Consider the following 21,377-nt stretch of genomic DNA (forward strand, 5'->3'; position numbering starts at 1 on the left):
CCCCGGACCCACGCACTCTCCTTTAACGACCCGTCCCGTGAGGCGGGGAAGGAGGCCTGATGGCCCCGCCATCGACCTTGCCCACCGGCGTGCCCGCAGAGGGCCCCGAGACCACCAGCTCCACCCCGACCGCCACCGCGGGGGGTGTGCAGCAGCTGCTCTCCGCCGACGACGTCACCCGCGTCGTGGACCGGATCGCCCACCAGCTCATCGAGCGGGCGGCCAGCTCCACCTCCTCCGGGGACGGCCTGTCCGACCTGGTGCTGGTCGGCATCCCGACCCGGGGTGCCCCGCTGGCCCGGCGGCTCGCCGCCCGGATCGAGGCGTTCACCGGCACCGCCGTCGACGTGGGCACCGTGGACATCACGCTCTACCGCGACGACCTGCGCACCCGCGGCGTCCGCGCGCTGGAGGACACCCGGCTGCCCGACGCCGGCATCGACGGCCGGCTCGTCGTGCTCGTCGACGACGTGCTGTTCTCCGGGCGCTCGGTGCGCGCCGCCCTGGACGGCCTGCGTGACGTCGGCCGCCCGCGCGCCGTCCAGCTGGCGGTGCTGGTCGACCGCGGGCACCGCGAGCTGCCGATCAAGGCCGACTTCGTCGGCAAGAACGTGCCGACGTCGCGCACCCAGCAGGTCCGGGTGCGGCTGGCCGAGGTCGACGGCGAGGACGGGGTGAGCGTCACCGATGCGTAGGCACCTGCTCGAGTCCGCCGACCTGGACCGCGCCGACGCCACCCTGGTCCTGGACACCGCCGCCCAGATCGAGTCCGCGCTGGCCGGCCGCGAGGTCAAGAAGCTGCCCACCCTGCGCGGGCGCACGGTGGTCAACCTGTTCTTCGAGGACTCCACCCGGACCCGGATCAGCTTCGAGCTGGCCGCCAAGCGGCTCAGCGCCGACGTCATCAACTTCTCCGCCAAGGGCTCCAGCGTCTCCAAGGGGGAGAGCCTCAAGGACACCGCACTGACCCTGGAGGCGATGGGCGCCGACGGCATCGTCGTGCGGCACGGGTCCTCCGGGGCTCCGCACCGGCTGGCCACCTGGGTGGCCGGCAGCGTGGTCAACGCCGGCGACGGCACGCACGAGCACCCCACCCAGGCCCTGCTGGACGCCTACACGATCCGGCAGCGCCTGGGCCGGCTCGAGGGCGTCCGGGTCGTCATCACCGGGGACGTCCTGCACAGCCGGGTGGCCCGCTCCAACGTCTGGCTGCTGCACACCCTGGGCGCCGAGGTCACCCTGGTGGCCCCGCCGACCCTGCTGCCCGTCGGCGTCGGCTCCTGGCCCGTGACGGTCAGCTACGACCTGGACGCCGTCCTGCCCCAGGCCGACGTGGTGATGATGCTGCGCGTGCAGGGCGAGCGGATGAACGCCTCGTTCTTCCCCTCCGCCCGGGAGTACAGCCGCCGCTACGGCCTGGACGCTACCCGGATGGCCAAGCTCGCCGACGACGCGATCGTCATGCACCCCGGCCCGATGAACCGCGGCATGGAGATCGCCGCGGACGTCGCGGACTCACCCCGCTCGACGATCGTCGAGCAGGTCGGCAACGGCGTCAGCGTGCGCATGGCCGTCCTCTACCTGCTGCTCGGAGGCCCCGCGTGACCCTCTTGATCAAGGGCGCCCAGCCCTACGGCGAGGACGCCGTCGACATCCTGGTGCGCGACGGGGTGATCGCCGCGATCGGCGAGGACCTGTCGGTCAGCACCGGTCGGACGATCGACGCCACCGGCCTGGTGGCCCTGCCGGGGCTGGTCGACCTGCACACCCACCTGCGCGAGCCCGGCCGGGAGGACACCGAGACCGTCCTCACCGGCTCCCGGGCCGCGGCACTGGGCGGCTACACCGCCGTCCACGCGATGGCCAACACCGACCCGGTTGCCGACACCGCGGGCGTCGTCGAGCAGGTGTGGCGGCTGGGCGGGGACGCCGGCCTGGTCGACGTCGTCCCGGTGGGCGCGGTGACCGTCGGGCTGGGCGGGACCCAGCTGGCCGAGCTCGGCGCGATGGCCGACAGCGCTGCCCGGGTGCGGGTGTTCTCCGACGACGGCAAGTGCGTCTCGGACCCGGCGTTGATGCGCCGGGCCCTGGAGTACGTCAAGGCGCTGGACGGCGTGGTCGCCCAGCACGCCGAGGAGCCCCGGCTCACCGTCGGCGCCCAGATGCACGAGGGCGACCGCTCGGCCCGGCTGGGCCTGACCGGCTGGCCCGCCGTCGCCGAGGAGGCGATCATCGCCCGCGACGTGCTGCTCGCCGAGCACGTGGGTGCCCGGCTGCACGTCTGCCACGTCTCGACGGCGGGGTCGGTGGAACTGGTCCGCTGGGCCAAGTCCCGCGGCGTCGAGGTCACCGCCGAGGTCACCCCGCACCACCTGCTGCTCACCGACGCCCAGGCCGAGGGCTACGACGCGACGTTCAAGGTGAACCCGCCGCTGCGCACCGCCGAGGACGTCGCGGCGCTGCGGGCCGGGCTGGCCGACGGCACCGTCGACGCCGTCGCCACCGACCACGCCCCGCACGCCGGTGAGGACAAGGAGTGCGAGTGGTCCGCGGCCCGGCCCGGGATGCTCGGGCTGGAGCAGGCGCTGAGCGTCGTCGTCGACACGATGGTGGACACCGGGCTGCTGACCTGGCGCGAGGTGGCCGACCGGATGTCGGTGCGGCCCGCGCGGATCGGCCGCCTCGCCCACCAGGGCCGGCCGATCGCGGTCGGCGAGCCGGCGAACCTGGTGCTCCTGGACCCCGCCGCCCGCGCGGTGGTCGACCCGGCCGCCCTGGCCAGCAAGAGCCGCAACAGCCCCTACGCCGGCCGGGAGCTCCCCGGCCGCGTGGTGCACACGCTGTTGCGCGGAGAACTGTCGGTCCTCGATGGGAAGGTCCAGAAGTGACAGAGGCGCTGCTCGTGCTCGAGGACGGCCGCGCGTTCCGCGGTGAGTCCTACGGGGCGACCGGGACGACGGTCGGTGAGGCGGTGTTCTCCACCGGGATGACCGGGTACCAGGAGACGCTGACCGACCCCAGCTACCACCGCCAGGTGGTGGTGATGACCGCCCCGCACATCGGCAACACCGGCGTGAACGGCGAGGACGACGAGTCCCGCCGCATCTGGGTCGCGGGCTTCGTGGTCCGCGACCCCGCCCGCTCGCCGTCGAACTGGCGCTCCAGCGGGACGCTGGACGACGAGCTGGCGGCCAACGGCGTCGTGGGGATCAGCGGGGTGGACACCCGGGCGCTGACCCGGCACCTGCGTGACCGCGGCGCCATGCGCGTGGGCATCTCCACCGAGGTCCTCGACGTCGACGAGCTGCTGACCCAGGTGCTCGCGGCGCCGTCGATGAGCGGGGCCGACCTGGCTCCGGAGGTCACCACCGAGGCGGCCTACGTCGTGGCCGCGGTGGGGGAGCGGAAGTACACGATCGCCGCCCTGGACCTGGGCATCAAGGCGGCCACCCCGCGGCACCTGGCCGAGCTCGGCGTGGAGACCCACGTGCTGCCGGCCACGGCCACCGCGCAGGAGCTGCTGGACGCCGGTCCCGACGGGGTTTTCCTGTCCAACGGCCCCGGCGACCCGGCCGCCTCGGACTACGCCGTCGACGCCGTCCGGGGCGTGCTGGACGCGGGCCGCCCGCTGTTCGGCATCTGCTTCGGCAACCAGATCCTGGGCCGGGCGCTGGGCCTGGGCACCTACAAGCTGCCCTTCGGTCACCGCGGGCTGAACCAGCCGGTGCTCGACCGGGTCACCGACTCGGTGCGCGTGACCAGCCAGAACCACGGCTTCGCCGTCGACGCCCCGCTCGACCGGGCCACGGACACCCCCTACGGGCGGGTCGAGGTCAGCCACGTCGGGCTCAACGACCAGGTGGTCGAGGGCCTGCGGTGCCTCGACGTGCCGGCGTTCAGCGTCCAGTTCCACCCCGAGGCCGCGGCCGGTCCGCACGACGCGGCCCCGCTCTTCCAGCGCTTCGTGGACCTGATGGAGGACAACCGTGCCCAAGCGTGACGACATCGCGCACGTGATGGTGATCGGCTCCGGGCCGATCGTCATCGGCCAGGCCTGCGAGTTCGACTACTCGGGCACCCAGGCCTGCCGGGTGCTCAAGGCCGAGGGCCTGCGGGTCAGCCTGGTCAACAGCAACCCGGCCACGATCATGACCGACCCCGAGGTCGCCGACGCCACCTACGTCGAGCCGCTGACCCCGGAGTTCGTGGAGAAGGTGATCGCCGCCGAGCGCCCCGACGCGCTGCTGGCGACCCTGGGCGGGCAGACCGCGCTCAACCTGGGGCTGGCGCTGCAGGAGAACGGGGTGCTGGAGAAGTACGGCGTCCGGTTGATCGGCGCCGACGCGGAGGCGATCAACCGCGGGGAGGACCGCCAGCTGTTCAAGGACATCGTCCGCAGCATCGGCGCCGACGCCCCGCGGTCGACCGTCTGCGGCACCGTCGAGGAGGCCCTGGCGACGGCGGCCGAGGTCGGTTACCCGGTCGTCATCCGGCCCAGCTTCACCATGGGCGGGCTGGGCTCGGGCTTCGCCACCGACGAGGCGATGCTGCGCCGGATGGCCGGGCACGGCCTGGCCGACTCCCCGGTCCACACCGTCCTGATCGAGGAGTCGGTGCTGGGCTGGAAGGAGTACGAGCTCGAGCTGATGCGCGACCACACCGACAACGTGGTCGTCGTCTGCTCGATCGAGAACATCGACGCGATGGGCGTGCACACCGGGGACTCGGTGACCGTCGCCCCGGCGATGACGCTCACCGACCGCGAGTACCAGCACATGCGCGACGTCGGCATCGCCGTGCTGCGCGAGGTGGGGGTGGACACCGGCGGCTGCAACATCCAGTTCGCGGTGAACCCGGAGAACGGCCGCCTGGTCGTCATCGAGATGAACCCACGGGTCTCGCGGTCCAGCGCCCTGGCCTCCAAGGCCACCGGCTTCCCGATCGCCAAGATCGCCGCGAAGCTGGCCATCGGGTACACCCTCGACGAGATCACCAACGACATCACGAAGGTGACCCCGGCGGCCTTCGAGCCGACGCTGGACTACGTCGTGGTGAAGATCCCGCGGTTCGCCTTCGAGAAGTTCCCCGGTGCTGACCCCCGGCTGACCACGACGATGAAGAGCGTCGGCGAGGTCATGAGCATGGGCCGCAACTTCACCGAGGCCCTGGGCAAGGCGATGCGGTCCACCGAGACCCCGCAGGTCGGCTTCTGGACCGGCCCCGCCCAGCCCGAGGCCACCGCCGAGGAGCTGGTCGAGCAGCTGCGCACCCCGCTGGACGGCCGGCTCTACGTCGCCGAGCGCGCCCTGGCCGCCGGCGCCACCGTCGCCCAGGTGGCCGAGGCCTCCGGCTTCGACCCGTGGTTCGTCGACCAGGTGCTGCTGGTGCACGAGATCGGCACCGCTGTGCGGGAGGCGCCCTCGCTCACCCCGGAGCTGCTGCGCCGGGCCAAGCGGCACGGCCTGTCCGACCGGCAGATCGCCTCGCTGCGCCCCGAGCTGGCCGGTGAGGACGGCGTCCGGACGCTGCGCTGGCGGCTGGGGATCCGGCCGGTCTACAAGACCGTGGACACCTGTGCCGCCGAGTTCGAGGCCACCACGCCCTACCACTACTCGACCTACGACGAGGAGACCGAGGTGGCGCCCCGGGAGAAGCCGGCGGTGCTGATCCTCGGCTCGGGACCCAACCGGATCGGGCAGGGCATCGAGTTCGACTACTCCTGCGTGCACGCGGTGCTGGCCCTGCAGGACGCCGGCTACGAGGCGGTGATGGTCAACTGCAACCCCGAGACCGTCTCCACCGACTACGACACCGCCGACCGGCTGTACTTCGAGCCGCTGACCTTCGAGGACGTGCTCGAGGTCGTCGAGGCCGAGCGGGCCGCGGGCCCGGTCGCCGGGGTCATCTGCACGCTGGGCGGGCAGACCCCGCTGGCGCTGGCGCAGCGGCTCAAGGACGCCGGCGTCCCGGTGCTCGGGACCGCCCCGGAGGCCATCGACGCCGCCGAGGACCGGGCCGAGTTCTCCCGGGTGCTGGCCGACACCGGCCTGCCCGCGCCCAAGCACGGCACCGCGTTCCGCTTCGACGAGGCCCGGGAGATCGCCGCCTCGATCGGCTACCCGGTGCTGGTCCGGCCCTCCTACGTGCTGGGCGGGCGCGGCATGGAGATCGTCTACGAGGACGCCACGCTGGAGGCCTACCTGGCCAAGGCGACCGATGTCAGCCCGGACCACCCGGTGCTGATCGACCGGTTCCTCGAGGACGCCGTGGAGATCGACGTCGACGCGCTCTACGACGGCACCGACCTGTACCTGGGTGGGGTCATGGAGCACATCGAGGAGGCCGGCATCCACTCCGGTGACTCGGCGTGCGCGCTGCCCCCGATCACCCTGGGGTCCACCGACCTGCGGGCGATCCGCGCGGCGACGGAGAAGCTGGCCGCCCGGATCGGCGTGCGCGGGCTGATGAACGTGCAGTACGCGCTCAAGGACGACGTCCTCTACGTGCTGGAGGCCAACCCGCGGGCCAGCCGGACGGTGCCCTTCGTGTCCAAGGCGACGGCCGTGCCGCTGGCCAAGGCGGCGGCCCGGATCGCGGTCGGGCAGACCATCGCCGAGCTGCGGGCCGCCGGCGTGCTGCCGGCCGTCGGGGACGGCACCGACGTGCCCGACGACGCCCCGATCGCGGTCAAGGAGGCGGTGCTGCCCTTCAACCGGTTCCGCACCGCCGACGGCATGGGCGTGGACACGGTGCTCTCCCCGGAGATGAAGTCCACCGGTGAGGTGATGGGACTGGACGCCGAGTTCGGCACCGCCTTCGCCAAGTCCCAGGCCGCCGCCTACGGCTCGCTGCCCACCGAGGGCACCGTGTTCGTGTCGCTGGCCAACCGGGACAAGCGCTCGGCCGTCTTCCCGGTCAAGCGGCTGGCCGACCTGGGCTTCACCGTGCTGGCCACCGCCGGCACGGCCCAGGTGCTGCGCCGCAACGGGGTCGACTGCACGGTGGTCGGCAAGTTCTCCGACGGTCCGGGGAACATCGTCGAGGAGATCCTGGCCGGCCGGGTCGACATGGTGGTCAACACCCCGTTCGGCGCCCCCGGCAACTCGGGGCCCCGGCTGGACGGCTACGAGATCCGCACCGCCGCGGTGACCGCCGGCATCCCGTGCATCACCACCGTGCAGGGCATGGCGGCCGCGGTGCAGGGCGTCGAGGCGCTGCGCCGCGGGGAGATCGGGGTGCGGAGCCTGCAGGACCTGCACGCCGCCCTCGCCGCGTCGCGCGCGGCCGCCCTGACGGGCGCGGGGGAGACCCGGTGACCGAGGACGGGACACCGGGGGGCGCGCTGCCGGAGGGGGCCCTGACCCAGGAGGTGCCGACCTCCACCGGGGAGCGGCTGCTCCCGCCGGTCCCCGGTGCGACGCGCGAGCTGCTCGGCGAGCCCGCCCCGCCGCCGCTGCACCCGCCGGTGCAGGGCATGGCCGTCGTGGTCGGCTCGCGGCCGGTCAGCGCCTACGTGGAGCTGACCCTCGAGGCGCCCGACATCGCCGACACCGCGCAGCCGGGTCAGTTCGTCGCCTTCGCCGTCGGCGGCCCGACGTCGGCCATGCTGCTGCGCCGCTCCATCGCCATCGCCGGTGTGGGCGAGGGCCGGTTCTCCGTCGTCGTCTCGGCCCGGGCCGCGGGGTCCACGTGGCTGGCGTCCCTGCGGCCGGGCGAGGAGGTCGACGTCGTCGGCCCGCTCGGCCGGCCGTTCCCGCTGCCCCCCGAGGGCACCCCGGCGCTGCTGGTCGGCGGCGGGTACGGCGCGGCCGCCCTGGTCGGCCTGGGTGGGCTGCTGCGCTCCCGGGGGCACGAGGTGGCTGCGGTCGTCGGCGCCGGCGACGAGGCGCGGTTGTGCTCCGTCGACGACCTGGCCGCCGTGGCGGCGCCGTTCGTGGTCACCACCGACGACGGCAGCAGCGGTCGCCGGGGCCGGGTCACCGGCCCGGTCGCCGAGCTGGTCGCCGGTGCCGGGGTCGTCTACGCCTGCGGGCCGATGCCGATGCTGCGCGCGGTCGCCGACCTCGCCACCGCCCGCCGGGTGCCCTCCTGGGTGGCCGTGGAGGAGTCGATGGCCTGCGGCATCGGCGTCTGCATGACCTGCGTGCTGCCGGTGGTGTCCGCCGACGGCCGGACCCGGTTCTCCCGGTCCTGCGTGGAGGGCCCGGTGTTCGCCGGGGACCGGGTGCGCTTCGACGACGTCGGCACCCTGCCGGCCGACGTCGTGGGCGCGGACGCGATGGGGCCGGCGCACACGCCGGCCGTGGAGGGGGAGACACCGTGACCGCGTTGCCCGAGCTCGACGTGCCCAGCGTGGACATGCAGGCCTCCATCGGCGGGGTGCCGGTGGTGAGCCCGGTGCTCACCGCCTCGGGCTGCTCGTCCTTCGGCCGCGAGCTGGACCCGTTCTTCGACCTGGAGGGCATCGGCGCCGTCGTCACCAAGTCGGTGCAGTTGCGGCCCCGCTCGGGCCGGGCGACGCCGCGGATGGCCGAGACGCCCAGCGGGATGATCAACTCGATCGGACTGCAGGGCCCCGGCATCGACGGGCTGCTGGCCGACGAGCTGCCCTGGCTGGCGCAGCGCGGCGCGAAGGCCTTCGTGTCCATCGCCGGGTCGCGCACCGAGGACTTCGCCGAGCTCGCGCAGCGGCTGCGCGGGGCGCCCGGCGTGCTGGGCATCGAGGTCAACATCTCCTGCCCGAACGTGGAGAGCCGTGGCGAGGTCTTCGCCTGCAACCCCGATGCCTCCGCCGAGGTGCTGGCCGCGGTCCGGGCGGTCGCCGACCCGGCGCACCCGGTGTACGCCAAGCTCACCCCCGACGTCACCGACATCGTCTCGGTGGCCCGAGCCTGCTCGGACGCCGGCGCCAACGGGCTGTCCATGATCAACACGCTGCTGGGCCTGGTCATCGACACCGACACGATGCGCCCGGTGCTGGGCGGGGTCACCGGGGGTCTGTCGGGCCCGGCGATCCGGCCGGTGGCGCTGCGGTGCGTGTGGCAGGTGCACCAGGCGCTGCCCAACGTGCCCATCCTGGGCATGGGCGGCATCCGCACCGGCCTGGACGCGCTGCAGTTCGTGCTGGCCGGTGCGGGTGCCGTGTCGGTGGGCACCGCGGTGTTCAACGACCCCTCCGCACCGGCCCGGATCCACGCGGAGCTGGCCGAGGCGCTGGGGGAGCGCGGCTTCGGCCGGCTCGCCGACGCCATCGGCTACGCCCACCGTCGTCCCGAGGAGAGCCCCGGGCGGCACGGCCGGTGACCGGGACCGTGACGCCGCCCTTCGGCGCCCGGCTGGCCACCGCGGCCGCCGCCCGCGGGCCGCTGTGCGTGGGCATCGACCCGCACCGCGAGCTGCTGCTGTCCTGGGGCCTCACCGACGACGTCGCCGGCCTGAGCGCGTTCACCGACACCGTGGTGACCGCGCTCGCCGACCGGGTGGCCGTGCTCAAGCCGCAGTCGGCGTTCTACGAGCGGCACGGGTCCCGGGGCCTCGCCGTCCTGGAGGCGGCCGTGGTGGCGGCCCGGGCAGCCGGCGCGCTGGTCCTGCTCGACGCCAAGCGCGGTGACATCGGCTCCACCATGGCCGGGTACGCGACCGTGCTGGACCCGGCCCACCCGCTGCACGTCGACGCGCTCACGGTCAGTCCCTACCTGGGGCCGGACTCGCTGCGCCCGGCCGTGGACGCGGCCCGGGAGCACGGCGGGGGCCTGTACGTGCTGGCGCGGACGTCGAACCCGGACGCCGGGACGTTCCAGCACGCCCTGGTCGGGGACCGCAGCGTCGCCCAGGCCGTGGTGGACACCGTGGGTGGGTGGAACGGGGACGCCGGTCGTGCGTTCGGGCCCGGCCTGGGCGCGTTCGGCGTCGTCGTGGGGGCGACGCTGGGCGAGCTGGACGTCGACCTGAGCGCCCTGGGGGGCTCGGTGCTGGCCCCGGGGCTGGGTGCCCAGGGCGGTACCCCGGCGGACCTGGTCCGGCTCTTCGGTGCCGGTCAGGCCGTCGTCCCGACGGTGTCCCGGGACGTGCTGGGTGCCGGTCCCGACGTCGCCGGGCTGCGTGCCGCGGCGGCCCGCTGGGCGGACGCGCTCGCCGGCTGACCGGCGCGGTCACGAGCGGGCGCGCACCATCGGCCCGATCCGGCCCGGTCCGTTCTGTTCCGCTTCGATGCCGGGTCGGTTGCGCCGCCCATCCAGCGGACCGGTCGACTGACACGATCTCGACGTGCGGGTATGACCCAGGGTGATCATGATGGTCACGAGGCGTTCCTGAGCCCAGCACACGACCTGGTGTGGGTCGACCCCGGGGGGCACGTGACCTGCGGGTTCACGGTGACTAGGTTGGCCGCCAGGCTCGAGCAAGCGGGCCACCGCCCCTCTGATCGACCTCCACACACCGAACCAGCCGACGGGGACCCCGTCGGCCACACGACGATTGGGTTGCCCCGTGCCCCTCCCCACACTGACCCCCGAACAGCGCGCAGCCGCCCTCGAGAAGGCCGCCGCCGCCCGCAAGGTCCGCGCCGAGCTCCGCGAGAAGCTCAAGAGCAAGGGCACCTCGGTCGGTGACGTCCTCAAGCAGGGCGAGTCCGACGAGATCATCGGCAAGATGCGCGTCTCCGCGGTCCTGGAGTCCCTGCCCGGCGTGGGCAAGGCGCGGGCTGCGAAGATCATGGAGCGACTGGAGATCTCCCCGACCCGCCGAGTGCGCGGTCTGGGTGCCAACCAGCGCAAGGCCCTGGAAGCCGAGTTCGCCGGCGACCAGCCCGCCGCCTGACACACCCCCCCCGTTCCCCACGCCCGAGGACGCCTGAGACACGTGGCTCGACCACCCGCACGTCTGACCGTGCTGTCCGGGCCCTCGGGCGTGGGGAAGGGCACCCTGGTGGCCGAGGTCCGGCGCCGGCACCCCGAGGTGTGGGTGTCGGTCTCGGTCACCACCCGGGCACCCCGGCCCGGTGAGGTCGAGGGCGAGCACTACCTGTTCGTCGACGCCGAGTCCTTCGACTGGCTGGTCGCCAACGACGGCCTGCTCGAGTGGGCCGAGTACGCCGGCAACCGCTACGGCACCCCCCGCGCCCCCGTCGAGGAGCAGCTGGCCTCCGGCAGCCCCGCGTTGCTGGAGATCGAGATGCAGGGCGCCCGGCAGGTCCGGCAGGCCGCCCCCGACGCGCAGCTGGTCTTCCTGGCCCCGCCGTCGTTCGAGGAGCTGGCCGCCAGGCTCGCCGGCCGTGGCTCCGAGCCCCTCGAGGTCCGTGAGCGCCGGTTGGCGATCGCCGCGACCGAGATGGAGGCCGTCGGCGACTACGACGTCGTCGTGGTCAACGACGACCTGGCCCGGGCCGCCGACGAGCTCGTGGCACTGCTCACCACACCCCCCGCCGTCTGACCCCCGGGTCGTCGACGGCACGGGCGGCGTCACAGACGCGGCCGGGACGCGGTAGTCTTGGTGGCTGCGGCCCTCCCGGCTCGACCGCGGCAGTCCGTCGCCGTCGCCCCGAGCCCCCCGCGCACACCGTCCTACCGAGGAGCACCCACGCCCGTGTCCGGAGTCGCACCTGCCCCCGAGGGCATCACCAACCCCCCGATCGACGAGCTGCTCGAGCGCACCAGCAGCAAGTACGGCCTGGTCATCTACGCGGCCAAGCGGGCCCGTCAGATCAACGCCTACTACAGCCAGCTCTCCGAGGGCCTGCTGGAGTACGTCGGCCCGCTGGTCGACACCGCGCCCCAGGAGAAGCCGCTCTCGATCGCGCTCCGCGAGATCAACGAGGGCCTGCTGACCCACACGGCCGGCGAGAACTAGGCCGACCCCGTCCCACCCCACGACACGCAGCGCGTGCCGCGGGACCCCGGGACCCCGGGACCCCGGGACCCCGGGACCCCGGGACGAGCCTGCTCCATCCCCCGGGATGGTGATCGAACCCCCGACCGACGTCGGGGGTTCTGTCGTTGGTGGAGAGGATGAGCGCATGAGCCGGATCGTGCTGGGCGTCGGGGGCGGCGTGGCCGCCTACAAGTCGGCGCTGCTGCTGCGGGCGCTGACCGAGCGCGGGCACGACGTGCGGGTGGTGCCGACGGCGTCGGCGCTCCGGTTCGTCGGCGCGGCGACGTTCGAGGCACTGAGCGGCAACCCGGTCAGCACCGAGGTCTGGGACGACGTCCCCGAGGTCGCGCACGTGCGGATCGGCCAGACCGCCGACCTGGTCGTGGTCAACCCCGCGACGGCCGACCTGCTGGCCCGGGCGGCGTCCGGGCGGGCCGACGACCTGCTCACCGCCACCCTGCTCACCGCGCACTGCCCGGTGGTCTTCGTGCCGGCGATGCACACCGAGATGTGGCTGCACCCGGCCACCCGGGACAACGTGGCCACGCTGCGCCGCCGCGGTGCGATCGTGCTCCCCCCGGCCGTGGGGCGGCTGACCGGACCGGACTCCGGTCCCGGCCGGCTGCCCGAGCCCGCCGACGTCGCCGCCCTGCTCCAGGTGGTCCTCGACGGCGGGACGCTGGCCCACGACCTGGCCGGCACCCGGGTCCTGGTCAGCGCCGGCGGCACCCGGGAGCCGCTGGACCCGGTCCGCTACCTGGGCAACCGGTCGTCGGGCCGGCAGGGCTGGGCCCTGGCCCGCGTCGCCGCCGCCCGCGGCGCCGACGTCACGCTGGTCGCCGCCAACGTCGAGGACACCGCCCCCTTCGGCTGCCGGGTGGTCCCGGTCGGGTCCGCCGGGGACCTGCGGTCCGCGATGGCCGAGCACGCGCCGGCCGCCGACGTCGTCGTCATGGCCGCCGCGGTCGCGGACTTCCGCCCGACCGCCGTCGCCGACACGAAGATGAAGAAGGGCAGCGGCAGCGAGCCCACCGCGGTCGCCCTCACCCGCAACGCCGACGTCCTCGCCGAGCTGGTCGCCGCCCGCCCGGAGGGGCAGCTGGTGGTGGGCTTCGCCGCCGAGACCGGGGACGCCGACGACGACGTGCTCGGGCACGCCCGGGCCAAGCTGGCCCGCAAGGGCTGCGACCTGCTGGTGGTCAACGACGTCTCCGCCGGGCAGGTCTTCGGCCGGCCGGACAACGCGGTGACGGTGCTCGCCGCCGACGGGACGGTCACCACCGTCCCCACCGGCCCCAAGGACCTCGTGGCCACCGGCATCTGGGACGCCGTCGTGCCACGGCTGCGCACCCGCCGGTAACCTCATCCGCCGGGCGCCCGGACGAGGAACACCGTCGGTCGCCGCCACCACAGCCTCAGGGAGCGCGCAGCCGCGCCGCCCACCTCACCGCACCAGGGAGTCCCGAGTGTCACGTCGTCTGTTCACGTCCGAGTCGGTCACCGAGGGTCACCCCGACAAGATCGCCGACCAGATCAGCGACTCGATCCTGGACGAGATGCTCCGCCAGGACCCGCGCAGCCGGGTGGCCGTCGAGACCATGATCACGACCGGCCAGGTGCACATCGCCGGTGAGGTCACCACCGCCGGCTACGTCGACATCGCCGCGATCGTCCGCGAGACGATCCTGCGGATCGGCTACGACTCCTCGCGCAAGGGCTTCGACGGCGCCTCCTGCGGCGTGAGCGTGTCCCTGGGCGCGCAGTCCCCGGACATCGCGCAGGGCGTCGACGTCGGCTACGAGACCCGGACCGGGGCCGCCGACCGCGCCCAGGCCGCCGAGGACCTCATCGCCAGCCAGGGCGCCGGCGACCAGGGCCTGATGTTCGGCTACGCCAGCGACGAGACCCCCGAGCTCATGCCGCTGCCGATCGCGCTGGCCCACCGGCTGTCCAAGCGGCTGTCCGCGGTGCGCAAGGACGGCTCGGTGCCCTACCTGCGCCCCGACGGCAAGACCCAGGTCACCGTGGTCTACGAGGACGACCGTCCCGTCGGCGTCGAGACCGTCGTGGTGTCCTCCCAGCACGCCGAGGACATCTCGATCGAGACGCTGCTGACCCCCGACATCGAGGAGCTCGTGGTCCAGCCCGAGCTCGCCGCGCTCGGGCTGCCCACCACCGGGCACCGGCTGCTGGTCAACCCGACCGGCAAGTTCGTCATCGGCGGCCCCATGGGCGACGCCGGTCTGACCGGCCGCAAGATCATCGTCGACACCTACGGCGGCATGGCCCGCCACGGCGGCGGTGCCTTCTCCGGCAAGGACCCGTCGAAGGTGGACCGCTCGGCCGCCTACGCGATGCGCTGGGTCGCCAAGAACGTCGTCGCCGCGGGCCTGGCCCGCCGCTGCGAGGTGCAGGTCGCCTACGCGATCGGCGCCGCCAGCCCGGTCGGCCTCTTCGTGGAGACCTTCGGCACCGGCACCGTCCCGGACGACGTCCTGGAGAAGGCGATCACCACCGTGTTCGACCTGCGCCCCGGCGCGATCGTCCGCGACCTGGACCTGCTCCGGCCGATCTACGCCCCGACCGCGGCCTACGGCCACTTCGGGCGCACCGACCTGGACCTGCCCTGGGAGAAGACCGACCGGGTCGAGGCCCTGAAGTCGGCCACCGGCGTCAGCTGAGCACCCTCCCGTCGACCGACCCGGGCCACCCGCCGTTGCGGGTGGCCCGGGTCGTCGTCGACGTGCCCCTGGCACACCTGGACCGGCCCTTCGACTACGCCGTCCCCGACGAGCTCGCCGAGGGCGTCGTCGCCGGGTGCCGGGTGCGGGTCCGGTTCGCCGGGCAGCTGGTCGACGGCGTCGTGCTCGACGTCGGGTCCACCACCACGCACACCGGCAAGCTCGCGCCGCTGGCCAAGCTGGTCTCGCCCGAGCCGGTGCTCACCCCCGAGGTCGCCGAGCTGGCCCGCTCGGTCGCCGACCGGTACGCCGGGGCGATGACCGACGTGCTCCGGCTGGCCCTGCCGCCTCGGCGCGGCGCCCCGGAGAAGCGCCCGGTCGCCGACCCGCCGCCGGCACCGGAGCCACCGGACCCGGCCGGCTTCTCCCGGTACCCCACCGGCGAGGCCTTCCTGGAGGCACTCGCGCTGGGCCGCCCGGTCCGCGCCGTGTGGACGGCGCTGCCCGGCGAGGACTGGCCGGCCCGTCTGGTCGAGCTGTGCCGGGCCAGCCTGTCCGGCGGCCGCGGGGCGCTGGTCGTGGTCCCCGACGGCAAGGACCTGGACCGGCTCGCCGCTGCCGCGCAGGCGCTGCTGCCCAAGGGGTCGGTCGCCGTGCTGCGGTCGGACTCGACACCGGACACCCGCTACGGCCGGTTCCTCACCGTGTCCCGCGGGACCGCGCAGGTCGTGCTGGGCACCCGCGGCGCCGTGTTCGCCCCGGTCCGCGACCTGGGTCTCGTCGTCGTCTGGGACGACGGCGACGACCTGCACGCCGAGCCCCGCGCGCCGTACCCGCACACCCGCGACGTGCTGGTGCACCGGGCGCACCTGGCCGGCTGCTCCGCCGTCGTCGCCGGGTACGCCCGGACGGCGGAGGCGGCGCTGCTGGTGGAGTCCGGCTGGGCGCACGAGCTGGTCGCCGAGCGGGCCACCCTGCGGGCTGCCGCGCCCCGGGTGCAGGCGTTGGGGGAGGACTCCGAGCTGGCCCGGGACGCCGCCGCCCGCAGCGCCCGGCTGCCGTCGCTGGCCTTCCGGGTGGCCCGGGAGGCGCTGGCCGCCGGCGCCCCGGTGCTGGTCCAGGTGCCCCGGGCCGGGTACGCGCCCGGGCTGGTGTGCGACCGCTGCCGGGCACCCGCGCGCTGCCGGCACTGCGCCGGGCCGCTGGGGGTCGCGGCACGTGCGGGAGCGGCCGGCGCCCGGGTCGCGGCCTGCCGCTGGTGTGCCCGACCGGCCGCCACCTTCGACTGCCCGCACTGCCACGGGACGAAGCTGCGGGCCTCGGTCGTCGGCGCCTCCCGGACGGCGGAGGAGCTGGGCCGGGCGTTCGCCGGTGCCACCGTGCGGGTCAGCGGCCGCGGGCAGGTGCTGGCCACCGTCGAGCCGGGGCCGGCGATCGTCGTCGCCACCCCGGGGGCCGAGCCGACCGTCGAGGGCGGGTACGGGGCCGCGCTGCTGCTGGACTCCTGGGCGCTGCTGGGCCGGGCGGACCTGCGCGCGGCGGAGGAGACGATGCGGCGCTGGCTCAACGCCGCGGCGATGGTGCGGTCGGCGTCGGCCGGCGGCCAGGTCGTGGTGACCGCGGACGCCGGGCACCCCGTCGTCCAGGCGCTGGTGCGGTGGGACCCGGCCGGGCTGGCCGGGCGCGAACTGGCCGACCGGCGCGAGCTGGGGTTCCCGCCGGTGAGCCGGATGGCGTCGCTGTCGGCGTCCCCGGCGGCGCTGGCCGAGTTCCTGGCGGCCCTGCGGCTGCCGGAGGGGGCCGACGTCCTGGGCCCGGTGCCCGAGGCGCCCCGGCCTGGGCAGGAGGGCGAGCGGGAGCGGTTCCTGGTCCGCGCCCGGCGCAGTGACGGCGTGGCCCTGGCCCGGGCGCTGCACGACGTGCAGGGCGTGCGGTCGGCGCGGAAGACCCCCGAGCACGTCCGGGTGCAGCTGGACCCGCTGGACCTGGCCTGAGCTCCCGGAGCCCTAGACTCACCGGGTGAGCGTCACCCCGATCAGGATCATGGGCGACCCGGTGCTGCGCGCCGTGGCCGCCCCGGTCGTCGACTTCGACGCCGAACTCCGCCAGCTGGTCACCGACCTGACCGAGACCATGCACGCCGCGGGCGGGGCCGGCCTGGCCGCCCCGCAGATCGGCGTGGGCCTGCGGGTCTTCACCTGGTACGTCGACGGCGAGGTCGGCCACATCGTCAACCCCGACGTCACGCCGGTGGGGGAGGAGACCGAGGAGGACGCCGAGGGCTGCTTGTCGATCCCCGGCTACCGGTTCGACTGCCGCCGGCACCTCTACGTCGCAGCCACCGGCTGGACGGTGCACGGTGAGCCGATCCGGGTGGAGGGCTCCCACAAGCTGGCCCGGGCGATCCAGCACGAGACCGACCACCTCGACGGCGTGCTGTTCGTCGACCGGCTCGACGCCCAGGCCCGGGAGGCGGCACTGTCGGTGCTCACCGAGGCCGAGTGGCAGGGCCACCAGGCGTGGCTGCCCTCGGGCGAGCCCGCCCCCGCACCGGTCGTGAAGGTGAGCCCGCACTGAAGCTGCTCTTCGCCGGGACCCCGGCCCCGGCCGTCCCGTCGCTCGACGCCCTGCTCGCCAGCGACCACGAGGTGGTCGCGGTGCTGACCCGGCCCGACGCCCGGGCCGGCCGCGGCCGCCGGGAGGTCCGGTCCCCGGTCGCCCAGCGCGCCGACGAGGCCGGCATCCCCGTGCTGCAGCCCCGGTCCCCGCGGGAGCCGGGGTTCCTCGACCAGCTCGCCGCCCTGGCCGTGGACTGCGCACCGGTGGTGGCCTACGGCGCCCTGGTGCCCCCGGCCGCGCTGGACGTGCCGGTGCACGGCTGGGTCAACCTGCACTTCTCGCTGCTGCCGGCCTGGCGCGGTGCCGCCCCCGTGCAGCACGCGGTGATGGCCGGTGACGAGGTCACCGGTGCCGCCACCTTCGCGCTGGAGCAGGGCCTGGACACCGGGCCGGTGTTCGGCGTCGTCACCGAGGGCATCGGCCCCCGGGACACCGCGGGGGACCTGCTGGACCGGCTCGCCGTCACCGGTGCGCGGCTGCTGGTCGCCACGATGGACGGCATCGCCGACGGGTCGCTGGTGCCCCAGCCGCAGCCCACCGACGGTGTCTCGCTGGCACCCAAGATCGAGACCGCCGACGCCCGGGTCGACTGGACGCTGCCGGCGCACGTCGTCGACCGGCGGGTGCGCGGGGTCACGCCGGCGCCCGGCGCGTGGACGACGTGGCGCGGGGACCGGCTGCGGCTGGGCCCGGTGGAGCCGGTGCGGCCGGTGACCGAGGCTCCCGAGCTGGCGCCGGGTCAGGTGACGGTGACCCCCGCGGGCGTGCTGGTCGGCACCGGCCGCGGTGTGGTCCGGCTGGGCGCCGTGCAGCCCGCCGGCAAGAAGATGGTCCCCGCCGCGGACTGGGCGCGCGGCGCCCGCCCGGCCGAGCACGAGGAGCTGGGCGCATGACCGCACCACGACGCCGCGGTCCCGCCGGGCCGCGCACCAAGCAGAACCGGCCGGAGAGCCGCCGGGTCCGCCCGACCCTGGACGGCGCCCGGCTCACCGCCTACGACGTCCTGGACGGGGTGTCCTCGCGCGCCGCCTACGCGAACCTGCTGCTGCCCCAGCTGCTGCGCGAGCGGCAGCTGGACCCCCGGGACGCCGGCTTCGCCACCCAACTGGCCTACGGCACGCTGCGGGCCACCGGCACCCTGGACGCCGTGCTGACGGGGCTGGTCAGCCGCCCGTTGGCCGAGCTGGACCCCCGGGTGCTGGACCTGCTGCGGCTGGGCGCCCACCAGCTCATCGACCTGCGGGTGCCTGCGCACGCGGCCGTGGACACCACGGTCGCGCTCACCCGGGCGATCGTGGGCACGGGTGCCTCCGGCCTGGTCAACGCGGTGCTCCGCAAGGTCGGCGCCGGCGGGGACCGGGAGGCCTGGGTCGCAGCACTCGGGGCCACCGGGGACGAGCGGCTCGCGCTGCTCACCGACCACCCGCTGTGGGTCGTAAAGGCCTGGCGGGAGGCACTGGGGGAGACCTCCGACGACGCGTCGGCCGACGCCGAGCTCGAGGCAGCCCTGCTGGCCGACGACGAGGCGCCCGAGGTGCACCTGGTCGCCCGGCGGGTGGACCGGGACGAGCTGGTCGACGCCGTCGACGGCGACCCCGGCCCGTGGTCGCCGTACGCGGTCCGGCTGCACGGCGGGGACCCCGGCCGCATCGCCGCGGTCGCCTCCGGTGACGCCGCCGTCCAGGACGAGGGCTCCCAGCTGGCCGCGCTGGCCCTGCTGCGGGCGCCGCTGGAGGGCACCGACGCACGCTGGCTGGACGTCTGCGCGGGCCCCGGGGGCAAGGCGGCGCTGCTGGCCGCCACCCGCCCGGCCGGGGTGCACCTCACCGCCGCGGACCGCTCCGAGCACCGGGCCGAGCTGGTCCGCAGCTCGCTGGCCGGTGCCGAGGACGTCGACGTGCTGGTCGCCGACGGCCGATCCGGGCCGTGGCAGCCGGGGTCCTTCGACCGCGTGCTGTTGGACGCGCCGTGCACCGGACTGGGCGCGCTGCGCCGTCGTCCCGAGGTGCGCTGGCGGCGGACCGCCGAGGACGTCGCCCCGCTCGCCGAGCTGCAGCGCGCGCTGCTCACCGCCGCGCTGGACGCCGTCCGGCCGGGCGGGGTGGTCGCGTACGTGACGTGCTCGCCGCACACCGCCGAGACCGTCGAGGTGGTCGCGGCCGCCGTCGCCCGGGACGACGTGGAGCAGCTGCCGGTGGCGCCGCTGTTCCCGGACGTGCCCGACGCCGCCCGTGGTGACGCGGTGCAGCTGTGGCCGCACCGGCACGGCACGGACGCGATGTTCATCGCGCTGCTGCGCCGGGTCTAGTCGCGCTGCTGCGCCGGGTGTGGTCGCGCTGCTGCGCCGGGTGTGGTCGCGCTGCTGCGCCGGGTGTGGTCGCGCTGCTGCGCCGCGTCTGGTCGCGCTGCCGCGCCGGGCCGGGTGTGATCTCGCCGGCCCGCCGCGCGGACCTGCGGGTTCTCCCCGACCATCGTCCGGTGACCTCCTCGCCGGCCGTCGGGACCACGGCGGGACCCGGGGAGCCGCGGCCCCGCCTGATGGACCGGCGGGGCTGGCGGACGCTGCGCGCGGACCCGGCGGGGCTGGTGGTCGGCACCGTGTTCGCGCTGCTGGCGATGACCCCCTCGCTGCTGCCCCGGACCTGGTTCTTCCAGGCGGTGGTCAGCGGGATCTCCGCGGCCATCGGCTACGGGGTCGCGGTCGGGCTGGTGTGGTTGCTGCGGCGGTGGTCGCGGTGGCAGCAGGTGGAGGCGTGGGCCCGGGCGCGCCTGCCGGGCTGGGTGCGGACGACGGCGTGGCTGGTGCTGCTGGTCGCCGTCCCGGTGTCGCTGCTGGTGGTGCTGACCATCGCCTCGGACTGGCAGCGGGAGGTCCGGGCGCTGATCGGCCTGCCGGGGGAGACCGCGGCCGGCTGGCTGCGCGCGGCCCCGGCGATCGTCGTGGTGGCGGTGCTGCTGGTCGCGCTGGCCCGCGGGGTGCGCTGGATCGGCCGGCTGGTCACCCGGGTGCTGCGCCGGGTGCGGTTGCCCCAGCGGCCGGCGCAGGTGATCGGTGGACTGGTGGCGCTGGCGGTCGTGGTCGGGCTGGTGGAGGGCGTGGTGCTGCGCTGGGCTCTGTCGGCGGCGGACACCAGCTTCAGCGTCACCAACGACGAGACCAAGGACGGGGTCGAGCAGCCCACGCTGGCTGAGCGCTCCGGGTCGCCGGGGTCGCTCGCGGCGTGGGACACGCTGGGTTCGGAGGGGCAGGCCTTCGTCGCCGGCGGGCCGTCCCGCGCGCGGATCGCGGGAGCTGCCGGTGTCGACGAGGACGCCGTCACCGTGCCGATCCGGGCCTACGTCGGCCTGGAGTCCGCCGACGCCCCCGAGGACCGGGCCGCGCTCGCCGTCGCCGAGCTGGAGCGCACCGGCGCGTTCGACCGCGAGGTGCTGGCCGTGGTCACGACGACCGGGACCGGCTGGGTGAACAGCGCGGCGCCCCAGGCCCTGGAGCTGGTCTACGGCGGGGACACCGCGACGGTGGCCACCCAGTACTCCTACCTGCCGAGCTGGCTGTCCTTCATCGTCGACCGTTCCCGCGCGGCCGCCGCCGGTCGGACGCTGTTCGACGCCGTGTACGAGCGGGTGCAGCAGCTGCCCGAGGCCGGCCGCCCGCGGCTGCTGGTCTACGGCGAGAGCCTGGGCTCGGCCGGTTCGGAGGCGGCCTTCTCCGGTCTGGCCGACATCCGGGAGCGCGCCGACGGCGTGCTGTGGGTCGGCCCGCCCAACAGCAACGAGCTGTGGTCGGCGTTCGTGGAGCGCCGGGACCCGGGCGAACCCGAGGTGGAGCCGGTGTACGCGGGTGGGATCGCCGTCCGCTTCGGGTCCGGGATCGAGGACCTCGAGGAGCCGGCCACCGAGTGGCTGGACCCCCGGGTGGTCTACCTGCAGCACCCCACCGACCCGATCGTCTGGTGGTCCCCGGACCTGCTCCTCACCCGGCCGGACTGGCTGGTGGAGCCCCGCGGGGAGGGGGTCTCGCCGGCCATGAGCTGGTACCCCGTCGTCACCTTCTGGCAGGTGACGGTGGACATGACCAACGCCCAGTCCCCACCCGACGGGTACGGCCACAACTACGGTGACCTGCTGCTGGACGCCTGGCTGCTGATCGCCCCGCCCGACGGCTGGACCGCCGCCGACACCGACCGGGCTCGTGCCGTCGTCGGCTGA

At 75.0% G+C, this 21,377-nt stretch carries 19 protein-coding genes; 18 read left to right on the plus strand and 1 reads right to left on the minus strand.

The window, feature by feature from the left end; genetic code table 11:
• The first annotated feature begins 59 nt into the window (after positions 1-59).
• The 8 genes from pyrR to pyrF are packed head-to-tail and all read left to right on the plus strand — an operon-like array spanning position 60 to position 10,142.
• Positions 60-695, plus strand: coding sequence for a bifunctional pyr operon transcriptional regulator/uracil phosphoribosyltransferase PyrR (pyrR, locus tag ASG41_RS20175; protein WP_056299602.1), 636 nt, complete (start codon positions 60-62; stop codon positions 693-695).
• Positions 688-1,605: an aspartate carbamoyltransferase catalytic subunit gene (locus ASG41_RS20180; RefSeq protein WP_056299605.1), complete on the plus strand. Its 918-nt coding sequence runs from the start codon at positions 688-690 to the stop codon at positions 1,603-1,605. The genes pyrR and ASG41_RS20180 overlap by 8 nt, the downstream gene beginning before the upstream one ends.
• Entirely contained in the window at positions 1,602-2,888 is a 1,287-nt protein-coding gene (locus ASG41_RS20185) for a dihydroorotase (RefSeq protein WP_056299608.1), read from the plus strand. Before ASG41_RS20180 ends, ASG41_RS20185 begins: the two co-directional genes overlap by 4 nt.
• Positions 2,885-4,000 (plus strand): glutamine-hydrolyzing carbamoyl-phosphate synthase small subunit, encoded by a 1,116-nt coding sequence (gene carA, locus ASG41_RS20190; RefSeq protein WP_056299613.1) that lies wholly within the window; start codon positions 2,885-2,887, stop codon positions 3,998-4,000. The genes ASG41_RS20185 and carA overlap by 4 nt, the downstream gene beginning before the upstream one ends.
• Complete coding sequence (carB, locus tag ASG41_RS20195; RefSeq protein ID WP_056299616.1) at positions 3,987-7,316, plus strand: carbamoyl-phosphate synthase large subunit; 3,330 nt, start codon at positions 3,987-3,989, stop codon at positions 7,314-7,316. Before carA ends, carB begins: the two co-directional genes overlap by 14 nt.
• Positions 7,313-8,323 carry a dihydroorotate dehydrogenase electron transfer subunit gene (locus ASG41_RS20200; protein WP_235564944.1) on the plus strand — a complete coding sequence of 337 codons (1,011 nt, stop codon included), beginning with the start codon at positions 7,313-7,315 and terminating at the stop codon, positions 8,321-8,323. The genes carB and ASG41_RS20200 overlap by 4 nt, the downstream gene beginning before the upstream one ends.
• Entirely contained in the window at positions 8,320-9,303 is a 984-nt protein-coding gene (locus ASG41_RS20205) for a dihydroorotate dehydrogenase (protein ID WP_235564945.1), read from the plus strand. The genes ASG41_RS20200 and ASG41_RS20205 overlap by 4 nt, the downstream gene beginning before the upstream one ends.
• The gene (gene pyrF / locus ASG41_RS20210) at positions 9,300-10,142 is read left to right on the plus strand and encodes an orotidine-5'-phosphate decarboxylase (RefSeq protein WP_235564946.1); all 843 of its coding nucleotides are present in this window, start codon (positions 9,300-9,302) and stop codon (positions 10,140-10,142) included. The genes ASG41_RS20205 and pyrF overlap by 4 nt, the downstream gene beginning before the upstream one ends.
• A 9-nt stretch (positions 10,143-10,151) precedes the next feature.
• Here the strand turns inward: pyrF and ASG41_RS23810 are convergent, their stop codons facing one another.
• Positions 10,152-10,301, minus strand: coding sequence for a hypothetical protein (locus ASG41_RS23810; RefSeq protein WP_157519563.1), 150 nt, complete (start codon positions 10,299-10,301; stop codon positions 10,152-10,154).
• Between the two features lie 187 nt (positions 10,302-10,488).
• Between ASG41_RS23810 and mihF the strand changes: the two genes are divergently transcribed.
• The 10 genes from mihF to ASG41_RS20260 all read left to right on the plus strand — a co-directional run bounded on the left by mihF (position 10,489) and on the right by ASG41_RS20260 (position 21,377).
• Positions 10,489-10,818, plus strand: a complete 330-nt coding sequence (mihF, locus tag ASG41_RS20215) for an integration host factor, actinobacterial type (RefSeq protein ID WP_056299620.1) — start codon at positions 10,489-10,491, stop codon at positions 10,816-10,818.
• Between the two features lie 42 nt (positions 10,819-10,860).
• Positions 10,861-11,430, plus strand: coding sequence for a guanylate kinase (gmk, locus tag ASG41_RS20220; protein ID WP_056299623.1), 570 nt, complete (start codon positions 10,861-10,863; stop codon positions 11,428-11,430).
• Between the two features lie 153 nt (positions 11,431-11,583).
• Complete coding sequence (gene rpoZ / locus ASG41_RS20225; protein WP_014741310.1) at positions 11,584-11,847, plus strand: DNA-directed RNA polymerase subunit omega; 264 nt, start codon at positions 11,584-11,586, stop codon at positions 11,845-11,847.
• 166 nt (positions 11,848-12,013) lie between these two features.
• Positions 12,014-13,228: a bifunctional phosphopantothenoylcysteine decarboxylase/phosphopantothenate--cysteine ligase CoaBC gene (gene coaBC / locus ASG41_RS20230; protein WP_056299626.1), complete on the plus strand. Its 1,215-nt coding sequence runs from the start codon at positions 12,014-12,016 to the stop codon at positions 13,226-13,228.
• Between the two features lie 106 nt (positions 13,229-13,334).
• Positions 13,335-14,549: a methionine adenosyltransferase gene (gene metK / locus ASG41_RS20235; RefSeq protein WP_056299629.1), complete on the plus strand. Its 1,215-nt coding sequence runs from the start codon at positions 13,335-13,337 to the stop codon at positions 14,547-14,549.
• Positions 14,550-14,590: 41 nt separating this feature from the next.
• Entirely contained in the window at positions 14,591-16,543 is a 1,953-nt protein-coding gene (locus ASG41_RS25325; protein WP_056299634.1) for a primosomal protein N', read from the plus strand.
• A gap of 25 nt (positions 16,544-16,568) precedes the next feature.
• Positions 16,569-17,126: a peptide deformylase gene (gene def / locus ASG41_RS20245; protein WP_056299851.1), complete on the plus strand. Its 558-nt coding sequence runs from the start codon at positions 16,569-16,571 to the stop codon at positions 17,124-17,126.
• Positions 17,069-18,061 (plus strand): methionyl-tRNA formyltransferase, encoded by a 993-nt coding sequence (fmt, locus tag ASG41_RS20250; protein WP_235564947.1) that lies wholly within the window; start codon positions 17,069-17,071, stop codon positions 18,059-18,061. Before def ends, fmt begins: the two co-directional genes overlap by 58 nt.
• Positions 18,058-19,476: an RsmB/NOP family class I SAM-dependent RNA methyltransferase gene (locus ASG41_RS20255; protein WP_056299640.1), complete on the plus strand. Its 1,419-nt coding sequence runs from the start codon at positions 18,058-18,060 to the stop codon at positions 19,474-19,476. The genes fmt and ASG41_RS20255 overlap by 4 nt, the downstream gene beginning before the upstream one ends.
• A 170-nt stretch (positions 19,477-19,646) precedes the next feature.
• Positions 19,647-21,377, plus strand: coding sequence for an alpha/beta-hydrolase family protein (locus tag ASG41_RS20260; RefSeq protein WP_157519565.1), 1,731 nt, complete (start codon positions 19,647-19,649; stop codon positions 21,375-21,377).

Source organism: Modestobacter sp. Leaf380, assembly GCF_001424485.1.
Classification (GTDB): Bacteria; Actinomycetota; Actinomycetes; order Mycobacteriales; family Geodermatophilaceae; genus Klenkia.

Excerpts from the sequence above, each read along its gene's own strand:
- coaBC (WP_056299626.1), top strand. The coding sequence starts at position 12,014 with ATGAGCCGGATCGTGCTGGGCGTCGGGGGCGGCGTGGCCGCCTACAAG.
- ASG41_RS20180 (WP_056299605.1), top strand. The coding sequence starts at position 688 with ATGCGTAGGCACCTGCTCGAGTCCGCCGACCTGGACCGCGCCGACGCC.
- ASG41_RS20255 (WP_056299640.1), top strand. The coding sequence starts at position 18,058 with ATGACCGCACCACGACGCCGCGGTCCCGCCGGGCCGCGCACCAAGCAG.
- pyrR (WP_056299602.1), top strand. The coding sequence starts at position 60 with ATGGCCCCGCCATCGACCTTGCCCACCGGCGTGCCCGCAGAGGGCCCC.